We start from the raw sequence: 13,284 nt of genomic DNA, 5'->3' as shown, positions 1-13,284 counted from the left end.
TGTTCGCTATGTGAATCGGTGTTCGTCTAACGAACATTCGCGCCGATTTCCATGCAACGACCGGGTCTGCGGCTCGCACGACAACGACAAAAACGCCGGCGGGAAGCGGTTTCAGTTCCGGGATGCGGCCTTGCGAGGCGCGCGCCCATCATCGAAAAGGGAATGAAGTGAGTAGAAGTCCTGCCGTGAACGTACAGACGTTCATCAACGAGCATCCGTTCTCGCCGTTTCAATGGCTCATCTTCGTGATGTGCTTCGTGATCGTCCTTCTGGATGGTTTCGATACCGCCGCGATCGGCTTCATTGCGCCTTCGCTCGTCAACGAATGGCATATCAGCCGGCCGGCGCTCGCGCCCGTTCTGAGCGCGGCGCTCTTCGGGCTCGCCGCGGGCGCGCTGCTTTCCGGGCCGCTGTCCGACAAGCTCGGCCGCCGCGCGATGCTGCTCTCGTCGGTGCTGCTCTTCGGCGTGGCGTGTCTCGCGTCGTCGTTCGCCGCGGACCTCACGCAACTGACGACGCTGCGCTTCATCACCGGCGTCGGCCTCGGCGCGGCCATGCCGAACGCCGTCACGATGATGAGCGAGTTCTGCCCCGACAACCGCCGCGCGACGCTCATCAATCTGATGTTCTGCGGCTTTCCGCTCGGCGCGGCGTTCGGCGGCTTTCTCGCGGCATGGATGATTCCGCATTTCGGCTGGCGCAGCGTGCTGATGCTGGGCGGCGTGGCGCCGCTCGTGCTGTCGGTGCTGCTCATCGTGAAGCTGCCGGAATCGGTGCGTTATATGGTGGCGAAGGCGAAGCCAGTCGAGAAGATTCGCGCGACGCTCGCGCGCATCTCCTCCGACGCCATGCAGGCGGGCTCGTTCTTCATGACGGAAGCCGCGCCCGCCGCGGCGGGGCAGAGCGGCATGAGCGTGGTGCTGTCGCGCTCGTACATCGTCGGCTCGGTCATGCTGTGGCTCGCCTACTTCATGGGCCTCGTGATCTTCTACGCATCGATCAACTGGATGCCGATCCTGCTGAAGGAATCCGGATTGACGCCGCAGAAAGCGACGCTCATTTCCGCGCTGTTCCCGCTCGGCGGCGTCGGCGCGGTGCTGTGCGGCGTGCTGATGGACAAGTTCAACGCCAACCGCATCATCGCGGCGTGTTATGCGCTCACCGCCGTGAGCGTGTATCTGATCGGTCAGGCCGTGGGCAACGTCGGCATGCTCGTGCTCGTCGTGTTCCTCGCGGGCGTTCTGATGAACACCGCGCAATCGTCGATGCCCGCGCTGGCGGCGGCGTTCTATCCGACGCAGGGACGCGGCACGGGTGTCGCGTGGATGCTCGGCATCGGGCGCTTCGGCGGCATCGCGGGATCGTTCCTCGTCGCCGAACTGACGCGCCTGCATTTCAGCTTCGGCGGCATTTTCGCGACGATCGCGGTGGCGGGAATCGTCTCGGCTGTCGCGCTCCTGATCAAGCAGGCGGCGCATCCGGAGACGGCGATGGCGAGCGACCTCAAGGCGACGGAACCGGTCGGGCATTGATTCGACGCAGTTTCGTGCAGGCATAGCGCCCCGCGTGGCTTCGGTCTCGCGGGGCGTTTTTCTTTGCATGACCCGCGTCGCGCGAGGTCCAGCGCCTCAAGAACGGCATCTGTCTGCCGTTAATTCCCATACGGCTTTCGATCGCAGGGCCACGATGCGCCTTTTCACGCAAACGTAAAACGGCACACGATCGCAAGCCGCACAGCAAGCGCCTGCCCCGGCGCTTTCATCGGCTCCTTCAACCAGATCGTGAAAAAAATATCCTTCAAGACCAAGCTCATGAGCACCGTGGGCTTCGTATGGCTCAGTCTGATTCTTCTGTGCGCGCTCAATGCGATCTCCACGAAACACTCGCTGATGCGCAACCGTGAAAACGCGCTCGCCGAACAGGTTCAATCGGCGACGAGCGTCGTCAGGTTCTATGTCAAGCAGGCGCAAAGCGGCGCGCTGCCCGCGGAAGACGCGAAGAAGCTCGCGATCGCCAGCGTGCGCGCGATCCGTTACGGCACGAACGGCTATCTCGCCATCCTCGATTCGAAGATGTTTCAGGTGCTGAACTCGGTGCGCCCGGACACGGAAAACAAGATCAATGATTTCGTCGACAGCACCGGCAAGCACTTCACCGGCGAAATCGTCAAGCACGGTCTCGACGGCTCGCATATCACGACCTATCTCTATCCGAAGCCCGGCGAGACCGAGCCGCTGCCAAAGATCACATACGGCGACTACGTGCGCGAATGGGACTGGCATATCTACACGGGCGCGTATATCGACGATATCGACACGGCCTTTCATGCGATCGTGCTCAAGTCGCTGCTGCTCATCGGCGTGATCGGCGCGGCGTTGACGCTCGCGATGGCGCTCATCATCCGCGGCGTGCTGAAGAGCATCGGCGGCGATCCGCAGGATGTGTCGATCGTCTGCCAGCGCATCGCGGCGGGCGATCTCGCGCAGGCCGTGCAGGTGAAGCCGGGCGACGATTCGAGTCTCATGCATTCGATGCACACGATGCAGTCGCGTCTCACGCAGACGATCGCGCAGATCAAGCTCGTCGCGGATGGCATCACGGCGGCGTCGCGGGAAATTGCAGACGGTCATCACGATCTGTCTTCGCGTACCGAAGAGCAGGCGGCTTCGCTCGCGGAAACCGCATCGAGCATGGAAGAGCTCACCTCGACCGTGCGCCTCAATTCGGATAACGCCGGCCAGGCGAGCCAGCTCGCGGCGAGCGCGTCGTCGACGGTCGAAAGCGGCAGCGGCGTCGTGCTCGGCGTCGTGGCGACGATGGACAAGATCGCGGGCAGCTCGGAGAAGATCGTCGACATCATCGGCGTGATCGAAGGCATCGCGTTTCAGACCAACATTCTCGCGTTGAACGCGGCCGTCGAGGCGGCGCGCGCGGGTGAGCACGGGCGCGGATTCGCGGTGGTCGCATCGGAAGTGCGCGCGCTCGCGCAGCGTTGCGCGGCCGCGGCGAAGGACGTGAAGACGCTCATCGACGAATCGGTGACGAACGTCACGGCGGGGCAGGATCTCGCGCAGCAATCCGGCGACACGATGAAGCAGATTCTCACGTCCGTCACGCGCGTGAACGACATCATGAACGAGATCTCGTCGGCCTCGTCGCAGCAAACGCAGGGCATCGAACAGGTCGGCGTCGCGATCACGCAGATGGACGCCGTCACGCAACAGAACGCGGCGCTCGTCGAGCAGGCGACGGCCGCCGCTGCCGCGCTCGCCGTTCAGGCCGAAGAGCTGAAGCGCGCGGTCTCCGTGTTCAGAACCTGAACGCCTTTCATTCGACGACACTCCGTTTGCGAATCGTCAGACCGTGGCATGTCGCGTGCTGATTCGTATCGTGCGAACCGGCCGCGGCTCAAGCGTCGCGGCCAGCAGGCAGAACAAGCCGCAAGCATCGCATTTCGCAAACCGCAAACAGGAGTGTCCGATATGAAACGTTTCGCCCTTTCCGCCGCTGCCGGCGCCTTCGCTCTCGTCTGTGCATCCGCTTTCGCGCAGGACAATCCGCCGAGCTCGAGCACGGGCCTGCAGGCCGGCGACAACGCGCAAACGACCACGCAGCACGCGCAGTCGAAATCCCACAAATCCACGCATTCGAAGAAGATGCAGAAGAGCCCGATGAACGCGGGCCCGTCCACCGCGCCGGGCGGCACGGCGGCGCCGAGCGGACCGGGCGCGCCGGTCAGCGCGAGCGGCTCGGGTCAGTAACGGGAAACGCGCGATGAAATGACGAACGGGACGCCGCTGGCGTCCCGTTTGCTTTTGGGCTTTTGATCGACGTCTTACTTCGCGAACAGCGACGACATATCCGCGAACGCCTTGATCTCCACGGCATTGCCCGACGGATCGAGGAAGAACATCGTCGCCTGCTCGCCGACTTCGCCCCTGAAGCGCACATGCGGCTCGATGATGAAGCGCGTGCCCGCGGCGCGCAGTCTGCCGGCCAGTTCTTCCCATTGCGGAACAGACAGCACGACGCCGAAGTGGCGCACCGGCACCGCGTCGCCGTCGACCGCGCTCGTCGAACGATGCCCGGCTTCCTCGGGCGCGAGATGCGCGACGATCTGATGCCCATAGAAATTGAAATCGACCCAGGCGTCGGAGCTGCGGCCTTCCGGGCAGCCGAGCAATTCGCCGTAAAACTCGCGCGCAGCGGCGAGGCTGTGAACGGGGAACGCGAGATGGAAGGGCGGCATGGCGTGCTGGGTCGTGCTCATGGCGTGAATCCTTTAATCGACATGTGGGGAACGAAACCCCAGTGTATTGATAAATAAATCTGTTGAAAAACGATATATTGCGTGAGTCACCTCCAATATTTTCGATGAATCGACATGCTGCGCGAACTTCAGACCTTCATCGCGGTGGCGCGCCACGGTACGTTTGCGGGCGCGGGCGCGCATATCGGCCTCACGCAGTCGGCGGTGAGCGCGCAGATGCAGCGCCTCGAAGCGCATCTCGGCGTCACGCTCTTCGACCGCACCGGCCGCTCCGCGACGCTCAACAAGGCGGGCAGACGCACGCTCGAACTCGCCGACGAACTGATCGCACTGTACGCGCGTCTGGCCGAACCGGAAGGCGAGGACGGGCGCGGCGGCTTGCTTTCGGTGGGCGCGATCGCCTCGGCCCATGCGGTGCTTTTGCCCGAAGCGATCGGCGCATTCCGGCGCGTGCTGCCCGCCTGGCGCATCCGGCTCGTGCCGGGCGTTTCGCTCAATCTGCTGGCGAGCGTCGATGCGGGCGAGATGGACATGGCCGTCATCATCCGTCCGCCGTTCGCGCTGCAGATAGAGCTGCGATGGCGCACGCTCGTCGCGGAGCCGTTCGTGCTGCTCGCGCCCGCCGCCAGGAAAGGCGCTGACTGGCGCGAACTGATCGAAACGGAGCCGTTCATCCGTTATGACCGGCGCTCGTTCGGCGGGCGGCAAGTCGATATGTTTCTGACCAAGCGCCGCATCGCGGTGCGCGACTCGATCGAAGTCGACGAGCTGCCGGGCATCGCGCAACTGGTGGCGCGGGGCCTGGGCGTGGCGCTTCTGCCGGTGTCAGACGGCATCGGTGCGTGGCCGCGCGGTGCGGTCGCGCTCGAACTCGGCGATGCCACGTTCCATCGCGAGATCGGTCTCGTCGAGCGCGCGCGGCGCCTGCGTGCGGACGAGCCGGATGCGGCGACGCGGCTCGCGGGCTGCATCGTCGAGGCGGCGGGGCGTGGCGCGGCGAAAACGCCTGTCGGACGCGCACGCAGGCGGAACCCGGGGCGCGGCATCGCCTAGAATGCGTTGCAGACGCGTTCCCTTCGGTGGATGCCCATGGATGACGAGGAAGATATCGGCGACGCGAGATCCGGCCTCGCGGACACGGCGCTGACGCTCGCGCGATCGGGCGCACGTCGCGCCGAGGCGGCGCTCGCGTGGCTCGATCGCGTCGATCCCGGCACGCATCGGCGTATCAAGGGATTGCGGCTCGTCACCGCGTACGGCCTCGCGGCGGCGCTCGGCGCGTTGCAGGACGTGACGCAGAGCGTGCCGCCGGGCGTGTCCGTCGGCGGGCTCGCGGGCGGGTTCGCGCTCTGGGCGAGCGTGTCGGAGGCGCGCGCGACGCGTTTCGAATCGAGCCGCGATCTCGTCGTGCTGTGCATCGCGGCGGCGTTCGGTGCGCTGACCTTTGCTCTGTTCGGCCCGTCGCTGCGCGAGCTCGGGCGCGGCGGCGCCGAGCTGATTCTCGTGACGGGCGCCTTTCTGGCGGGCTACCTGAAGCGGTTCGGAGTGACCGGCGCGGGTATCGGCTCGCAGCTCTACATCGGACAGCTTCTCGCCTATGGGATGGACCTCAGGCCCGGCGATTCACGGGCGATTCTGATCGCCTTGCTGATCGGGATGCTTGCTGCCATCGTGCCGCGCATGTTGAGCGGGCCGGCCGAGCATCCGGCCGTGCTGCCGGCGTTGGCGTCCGAGCCTGCGTATGGACGTCACGCGATATCGCCGGCGTTCGCGATGGGCCTGCAGGCGGCGTGCGGCGCGCTCGTCGTCGTAGTGCTGAACCGCGCGTTCGGGCTGGCGGAATCGGCGTGGGCGATCACGGCTTGCGTGTATGTCGTCGCGACGTCGGCGGTCGGGACGGCGGAGCGCGTGCGGCGACGCATCTACGGGACGCTCGTCGGGGTGCCGATCGGCATCGTTTGCCTGCCGCTTGCGGAGCATTGGCCGCTCGTCGTCTGGATCTTGTCCGCGTTCGCGATGATCGCTTATGCGATGGCGTTGCCGGAGCGGTATGACGTCGCGTGTGGGGCCTTTGCGTTCGTGCTCATCGTGACGATGGCGGCGAGCGGGGTGCATTCCGTGGAACTGCTGACGGCGCGGGCCTGGGAGACGCTTTTGGGTGGGGCGTTGGGGTTGCTTGCGTCGAGGGTTATTTTTCCGTTGCGGGTGGTGAGGGGGTAGGGTGGTGGTTTTTGGCGCCGCGGTGCTCCCTCTTCTTTTGGATAGCAAAGTTATCGGATTTGAAGTCAGAACGAAACAGGCAGGCGAAATGTTGTGTCGATGAAGCTGCGCAAAGCTGACGCTTCTTGAATTCGAGCGTTATGCGAGTAAGCGCCGCCCCGCACGGCGCAACGCTGATAAACCAACGCGAACACGCAACTGCCGAAAGCGCAAAAGCACCAGCTAACCCAACCAGCTCAACGCCCCGCCACCTTCTCCAGCAACCTGTCCAGCACGTCGAAATCGACCGGCTTCACGAGATGCATATCGAAGCCCGCCTGCGCGGAGCGTTCCTTGTCGCTCTCCTGCCCGAACCCCGTCATCGCGACCACTTTGGCGGGTCCAAGGAGCCGTTGCGCGCGCAGCGTCCGCAGCACCGCGTACCCATCCATATCGGGCAACGCCAGATCGAGCAGAACCAGATCCGGAGGAAAATGCCGAATGACTTCGAGCCCTTCCTTGCCGTGATACGCGGTGCGCACGTCATGCCCCTTCATCTGCAGCAGCATGGCGAGGCTGTCGGCTGAATCCTGGTTGTCGTCGATCAGCACGACGCGCAGACCATCGCCCGCGGCCTGCGTCGCGTTCTGCGCGAGCACGCGATGCGGCCGCGGCGCATCGTCGTCGGACGCATAGGGCAGGCGCACCGTAAACGTGCTGCCCTGATTCGGCCCGGCGCTCACCGCGCTGATCGAGCCGCCATGCATCTCGACGATCGACCGGCACAGCGTGAGTCCGATGCCGAGCCCCGCTTCGCCGGGATTGAGATAGTGATCCTCCTGCACGAAGAGATCGAAGATGGACGCGAGGCCCTTTTGCGAAATGCCGCGCCCGGTGTCGATCACTTTCAGCAGCAGGGCGGTCGGCTCAGGCTCGACGACAACGCTGATCGTGCTCCCCCGCGGCGAGAACTTCGACGCGTTGTTCAACAGGTTCTGCACGACCTGCACGAGCCGTGTGCTGTCCCCCACCACATGAACCGGCTCCTGCGGCAGCTTCGTGACGACGCGCTGCATGCGCTCATCGGTGAAAGGATGCACGAGCTCGGTGCTGCGCGCGACGATATCGCTCACGTCCACGCGCGCCATGCGCAGATCGATCTTGCCCGTGGTGATGCGGCCCATGTCCAGCAGATCGTCGACGAGCCGGCCGAGATGCGACGTCTGCCTGTCGATGATGTCGCGGCACGCGGCGACGCGCTGCGGCATGTCCGTTTCCATCTGCATCACGCCGATGGCATTGCGCACCGGCGCGAGCGGATTGCGCAGCTCGTGCGCGAGCGTAGCGAGAAACTCGCTGATGCGCCGCGACGATACCTCGAGCTGCTCGAGGCGCTTGCGCTCGCTCATGTCGCGCGTGACCTTCGCGAAGCCGCGCAGCACGCGATGCTCGTCGTACACCGCCGTGATGATCACGTTCGCCCAGAAGAGCGAGCCGTCCTTGCGCACGCGCCAGCCTTCGTTTTCCACGCGGCCAGTGCGAATCGCGGTCTGTAGTTCGATCTCGGGAAGGTTCGCGGCCAGATCCTCGGGGCAATAAAACGTCGAAAAGTGCTTCCCGAGAATCTCCGATGGCTGATAGCCCTTGATGCGCATCGCGCCCGTATTCCAGCTCGCGATATGGCCGCCCGTATCGAGCATGAAGATCGCGTAGTCGCTCACGCTTTCCACGAGCAAACGGAAGCGCTCTTCGGACAGACGCAGCTTTTCCTCCTCGGCGCGCTTGGCGGTGAGATCGTGCGTGCATTTCGCGTAGCCGATGATCTCGCCCTTCGTATTGCGCGCCGCGGTAATGACGACGTTCGCCCAGAACAGCGAGCCGTCCTTGCGCACGCGCCAGCCTTCATCCTCGAAGCGGCCGGTCGCGTACGCCTGCTTCAGTTCGTATTCGGGCCAGCCGCGCGCCACCGACTCCGCCGTGTAGAAGCGCGACAGATGCTGGCCGATGATCTCGTGCGCCTCATAACCTTTGATCTTGCGTGCGCCGCTGTTCCAGCTCGTGATGCGGCCGTTGAGGTCGAGCATGAAAATCGCGCAGTCTTCGATCGCATCGACGAGCGCGTGATACTGCGCGTCGGTCATTGCGCGCCCGCTCGAAGCCGGGCCTGCGACGCCGAGTTGGGGAACGGCGGATCTCGATCTGGTCATGGGTCTGTAGTCAGCGCAGCGGTGATGTGGTGTATCGCATTTCCGTGTAGCCGGTGCGTGGCCGGTGGACATCGCCTGGACAAAAGTCGCTTACGACAGTTTACCCGCTGGCGGCGCCTCGCACCGAAGCCTTTGTAACAAGCGGTAGGCGGCGGCTGGCCGTCCCGTAAACGTCCCTTGACAGCGCGCGGTGTGATTTATAGCTTTTAATCATTTCAATCCCGAAAAGAGCCTCGCTCATCCGTCGGATCGGCCGCTCGACGCATCCAGCGAACTCGTCTGTTGCGCACCGCCCTGACGTTTGCAAACGGAGGCTCTCATGGACCGTCGTCGCTTCCTCTCGCTGTCCGCGTTCTATACCGTCGCGGCCGCCACCGGCACGCTTGCCGCCTGCCATTCGGGCGATCACGACGACAACGGCAACGCCGGGGGCGGCGGTTCGACGCCGCCGCCCGCGGGCGCATTTGCGTTCCCGCAAGGCGTCGCGAGCGGCGATCCGCGCGACGTCTCCGCGGTATTCTGGACCCGCTGCGTCGCGAACGGCAGCAATGCGGCGGCGTCGCCGTCGCCCGTCGCGGTGACGTTGCAGGTGTCAGCGCAGCAGAACTTCGCGCAGCTCGTCGCCAGCGTGCCGTTGAGTGCCGTCGCAGATTACGACTTCACCGTGCGGACCAAGGTCACCGGTCTCGCCGCGAAGACGACGTACTACTACCGTTTCGTCGCGGGCAGCGACATCAGCGCGACGGGCACGACGCGCACCGCGGCCGCGGCGAACGAAGCCATCCCGCAACTGCGCTTCGCTTGGTTCGTGTGCCAGAACTGGAGCGCGAATCACTGGCAGGCAATGTCGCTGCTGGCCGCTGAAACCGATCTCGACTTCGTCGTGCATCTGGGCGATTACATCTACGAGGCGGGCTTCGCCGCGCAACCCGGCACCGTGGAGCCGGCGCATCCGGCGATCACGCTGCCGAGCGGCGGCGCCTATGCCAGCACGCTCGATGACTACCGCACGCTATATCGCACATATCGCGGCGACGCGCGCCTGCAGAACGTGCATGCGCGCTTCCCGGTCATCGCGATCTGGGACGATCACGAATTCTCCGACGATTGCTGGCAGGATCATCAGACCTATACGAACGCCAATCTTCAGCAGACCGCGCGACGCCGCAATGCGAATCAGGCGTGGGCCGAGTACTTGCCGGTCGACTGGGGCGACGTGTCGTTCGATCTCAACAACACGGCCTACGACAACATCCGCATCTATCGCGACTTCCACTTCGGCTCGCTCATGCATCTCGTGATGACCGACGAGCGGCTCTATCGCGACGATCACGTCGTGAGCGAAGCGGCCATCGCGCAGGCGCTCGGGCACGATCCGGTCAACGGCAACGATCTCGTCGGCTCGCGTTATTTCGTGGCCCAGCAAGTGCTCGCGCGATTCGAAGCAGCCGATACGCAACGGCTCGGGCGCGTACCCTCTATCTTCGGTCCCGCGCAGACGCAATGGTGGAAGGACACGCTGAAGGCTTCCACCTCGATATGGAAGGTATGGGGCAACGAAGTGATGATGAACCGACTGTGGCTCGATCTCACGTCGATCGCGCCCGCGCCCGATAACGTCGTGTTCGTGCTCGATTGCGACGCGTGGGATGGCTATCCGTCGCACAAGGCGGATCTGCTGTCGTTCGTGAAGGCGCAGAACATCACGAATCTCGTCGCGATCACGGGCGATCTGCATGCGTTCCAGGCGGGCATCGTGCGCGACGTGCCCAATCCCGCGACGGGCACGCCGGTGATGATCGATCTGATGTCGGCGGGCATCAGCAGCCAGCCTTTCTTCGAAGACGTGAAGACGTATGCGGCGGGCATGCCCCTCGCCTCGCTGATCGGTTCATCGGCGCTATTGGACAGCTTCATCCGCCAGAACAATCCGGACATGCTGTATGCCGATCACGACGGCATCGGCTACGCATCGGCGACTCTCACGCCCACGCAATTCGTCGCGATCTTCAACAAGATGAAGTTCCTCAATGCCGACGGCACTGCGCCGCAAAGCCCGCTGCAAAAGCGCACGCGACTGACGATCAATGCGGGCGCGGTATCCGTCGCTGTCGAGGACAACGTATGAATGCACAACGCGCTTCATACACAAGCGATCGATCCATCCATTCCTATCCGTGCTTTTGAGGGGATTTCAACGCCGATCCGCGCACGTAGACTGCGTGCACATTTCATGAGGTCGGTTGCTGGCAGGCAGTGCAATGAGGCCGATTTGAAGTGGCTATGTGAAACCCTCAGGAGCACTATCATGACCGGCAAACTCAAAGGCATCTTCCTCGTCGCGGCGCTCGCGGGCGCTTCCCATGCAATGGCGAGCGGCTATGGCCCTGCACCGTATTACTCGCCGATGGACGGCGCGCCCATGTCGCAGCAAGGCATGAACATGCAGACCATCGCACAGGATGCACAGCAAACCAACGACGCGAGCGTCGACAAGTCGAAGCAGGACAGCCCGCTCATGCAGGCGCAGGACTGAGCACGTCTGCGATGACTTCGCGTCCTGCCGGTCATGCCGGCGGGACGCGCTCGTCCTGAATCCGCCGATGCGGTGACACCCATGGTGAGCCGTTCTTCCGGGGGGATTTCAAGTCGAGCGCACGCAATTACACTGCGGGCACATTTCGGAGGGTCGAGCCTGTGGCAGGCAGTGCGAAGAGGCCCTTGAAGTGAACCTTCGAAACCTTCAGGAGCACGACCATGACAGGAAGACTCATCGGCATTGTCCTCATCGCGGCGCTGGTCGCCGGATGCTATGCGCTCGCACGCGGCCATGGTCCCATGACGTACTACATGGACGACAACGCGCTGCTGTCGCGCTATCTCGCCGATGCACAGACGCTCGCAAGCGACAGTCAGCCCGCGAGCGCGAGTGTCGCGACCGTGAAGCACGACAGCCCGCTGCTTCAGTCGCAGGACTGACGACGCTCGGCGAAATGCGGCTGATGTACTGGGTCGAGATCATCGCCGACGATTCAATGGAACGCCTGATTCGCCGCGTTTTTCGCGGCGTTCGATGCGCCGTCCGCGCCGACGTTCCCGACGGTTTCCTTCGCGCGCCCGATCTCGATCTTCGGCATGAACAGCATCGCGACGACGGTGCCGAGCGCGATCACGAACATTGCCGCGAACGTCAGATGCAGCGAGTGATGCAGCACGAGTCGGATCTCGTTGTTCGTCGCGAAGTCGCCGGGCACGGACGAGAGCAGTTGCTTCAACTGGTCCGCGTGCACGGGCGGCAGGCCGTCCGTATGCGTGAGGCCGTAGTTCTGCACCGCGCCGAACACGGCGGCGCCGAGCGTGTTGCCGAGATTGCGCGAGAAGAGGTTCGATGCGGTCGCGCTGCCTCGCTCGTGCGGCTGCACGATTTCCTGGATCAGGATGAGACACGACACGCTCGTGATGCCCATGCCTAAGCCGAGCACCGCCGAGCCGACGCCCGCCCAGATCGCGCTCGATTGCGGACCGAGCAGCACGAAGGGCAACGCGCCGAGCGGAATGAACACCGGGCCGATCATCAACAGGCGCCTCAGACCGATGCGGCTGAACGAGCGCGAAGTAAAGGTCGCGCCGCTCGGCCAGCCGATCATCATCATCGTGAGCGCGAGGCCCGCTTCGACCGGCGTGCGATGCATCACGCCCTGCACGTACATCGGCAGGAAGGTGGTGAGGCCCATCATCGCCATGCCGGCGAGCAGGGTCGCGACGTTGCTCGCCGCGATCGGCCGATGCGACCACAGGCCGAACGAGATCATCGGATCGGCGGCGCGGCGCTCCTGAACCACGAAGCACACGCTGGCGATGACCAGCACCGCGATCTCGATGCCGACGCGCGCATTGCTCGCGTGGCCGGCGTCGGTGAGCGTCATCATCAGCGCGGCGACGGCGGCGGTGAAGAAGAACGCGCCCGCGAAATCGATCGCCGGACGGCCGTGACGCTTTTCCTCGTGCAGGAAGAGGATGAAAAGCAGCGCGGCCAGAATGCCGATCGGCACGTTGATCCAGAAGATCCACGCCCACGAGAACTGGCGGATCAGCAGGCCGCCGACCATCGGCCCGAGCACGGCGGACACCGCCCAGACGCTCGCGAGATAGCCCTGCACCTTGCCGCGCTCGCGCGCCGGATAGAGATCGCCGACCACCGTCAGCGCGACCGGCAGGATCGCCCCCGCGCCGACACCCTGGATCAGCCGGAACACGATCATCGCGGGCATCGACCACGCGAAGCCCGCGAGCACCGAGCCGATCAGAAAGATGGCGATGCCCGCAAGGATGGCCGGCTTGCGGCCGTACAGGTCCGCGAGCTTGCCGAACACCACCGTGAGCGCCGTCTGCGTGAGCAGGAAGGAAGAAAACACCCAGCTGTAGAGATTGAGCCCGCCGAGTTGCGTCGCGATTTGCGGCATCGCGGTCGAGACGATGGTGGCTTCGATCGCGACCATGGCCATCGAGGCCATGACCGCTGCAATGACGAGGGGACGGGCGGTTTGTCTGTTCTGTGACATGCGGTGATGAATGGCAGATCGCGCGCCGCGCGAACCGGATGCGATG

The 13,284-nt window shown here is 64.3% G+C and carries 11 protein-coding genes; 8 read left to right on the top strand and 3 right to left on the bottom strand.

Annotated elements, in window-relative coordinates; genetic code table 11:
* The first annotated feature begins 167 nt into the window (after positions 1-167).
* The 3 genes from NCR38_RS19765 to NCR38_RS19755 all read left to right on the top strand — a co-directional run bounded on the left by NCR38_RS19765 (position 168) and on the right by NCR38_RS19755 (position 3,761).
* Positions 168-1,532 carry an MFS transporter gene (locus NCR38_RS19765; protein ID WP_061120744.1) on the top strand — a complete coding sequence of 455 codons (1,365 nt, stop codon included), beginning with the start codon at positions 168-170 and terminating at the stop codon, positions 1,530-1,532.
* A 249-nt stretch (positions 1,533-1,781) separates the two neighbouring features.
* Positions 1,782-3,320 carry a methyl-accepting chemotaxis protein gene (locus NCR38_RS19760; protein ID WP_250477508.1) on the top strand — a complete coding sequence of 513 codons (1,539 nt, stop codon included), beginning with the start codon at positions 1,782-1,784 and terminating at the stop codon, positions 3,318-3,320.
* 162 nt (positions 3,321-3,482) lie between these two features.
* A complete protein-coding gene (locus NCR38_RS19755) occupies positions 3,483-3,761 on the top strand; it encodes a hypothetical protein (RefSeq protein ID WP_061120786.1) in 279 nt (92 codons plus the stop codon).
* 74 nt (positions 3,762-3,835) lie between these two features.
* Here the strand turns inward: NCR38_RS19755 and NCR38_RS19750 are convergent, their stop codons facing one another.
* Complete coding sequence (locus NCR38_RS19750) at positions 3,836-4,270, bottom strand: VOC family protein (RefSeq protein ID WP_061120746.1); 435 nt, start codon at positions 4,268-4,270, stop codon at positions 3,836-3,838.
* A gap of 114 nt (positions 4,271-4,384) precedes the next feature.
* On the opposite strand from NCR38_RS19750, the gene NCR38_RS19745 reads away from it, so the two are divergent.
* Positions 4,385-5,323, top strand: a complete 939-nt coding sequence (locus NCR38_RS19745) for a LysR family transcriptional regulator (protein WP_061120747.1) — start codon at positions 4,385-4,387, stop codon at positions 5,321-5,323.
* A 36-nt stretch (positions 5,324-5,359) separates the two neighbouring features.
* Positions 5,360-6,490 carry an FUSC family protein gene (locus NCR38_RS19740; protein ID WP_061120748.1) on the top strand — a complete coding sequence of 377 codons (1,131 nt, stop codon included), beginning with the start codon at positions 5,360-5,362 and terminating at the stop codon, positions 6,488-6,490.
* A 236-nt stretch (positions 6,491-6,726) separates the two neighbouring features.
* On the opposite strand, the gene NCR38_RS19735 is transcribed toward NCR38_RS19740, so the two are convergent.
* Complete coding sequence (locus tag NCR38_RS19735) at positions 6,727-8,610, bottom strand: PAS domain-containing sensor histidine kinase (protein ID WP_250477507.1); 1,884 nt, start codon at positions 8,608-8,610, stop codon at positions 6,727-6,729.
* 385 nt (positions 8,611-8,995) lie between these two features.
* On the opposite strand from NCR38_RS19735, the gene NCR38_RS19730 reads away from it, so the two are divergent.
* The 3 genes from NCR38_RS19730 (at position 8,996) to NCR38_RS19720 (ending at position 11,655) form a co-directional block, all read left to right on the top strand.
* Complete coding sequence (locus NCR38_RS19730; protein WP_061120750.1) at positions 8,996-10,804, top strand: alkaline phosphatase; 1,809 nt, start codon at positions 8,996-8,998, stop codon at positions 10,802-10,804.
* Between the two features lie 180 nt (positions 10,805-10,984).
* A complete protein-coding gene (locus NCR38_RS19725) occupies positions 10,985-11,212 on the top strand; it encodes a hypothetical protein (RefSeq protein WP_061120751.1) in 228 nt (75 codons plus the stop codon).
* Between the two features lie 221 nt (positions 11,213-11,433).
* Complete coding sequence (locus tag NCR38_RS19720) at positions 11,434-11,655, top strand: hypothetical protein (protein ID WP_061120752.1); 222 nt, start codon at positions 11,434-11,436, stop codon at positions 11,653-11,655.
* Positions 11,656-11,708: 53 nt separating this feature from the next.
* Here the strand turns inward: NCR38_RS19720 and NCR38_RS19715 are convergent, their stop codons facing one another.
* Entirely contained in the window at positions 11,709-13,238 is a 1,530-nt protein-coding gene (locus NCR38_RS19715) for an MDR family MFS transporter (protein ID WP_061120787.1), read from the bottom strand.
* Positions 13,239-13,284 lie beyond the last annotated feature (46 nt).

It is taken from the genome of Caballeronia sp. INML1 (genome assembly GCF_023631085.1).
GTDB classification, from domain to species: Bacteria; Pseudomonadota; Gammaproteobacteria; order Burkholderiales; family Burkholderiaceae; genus Caballeronia; species Caballeronia turbans.
Note: the sequence above shows the minus strand (reverse complement) of the source record. Positions and strands in the feature narration are given on the sequence as shown.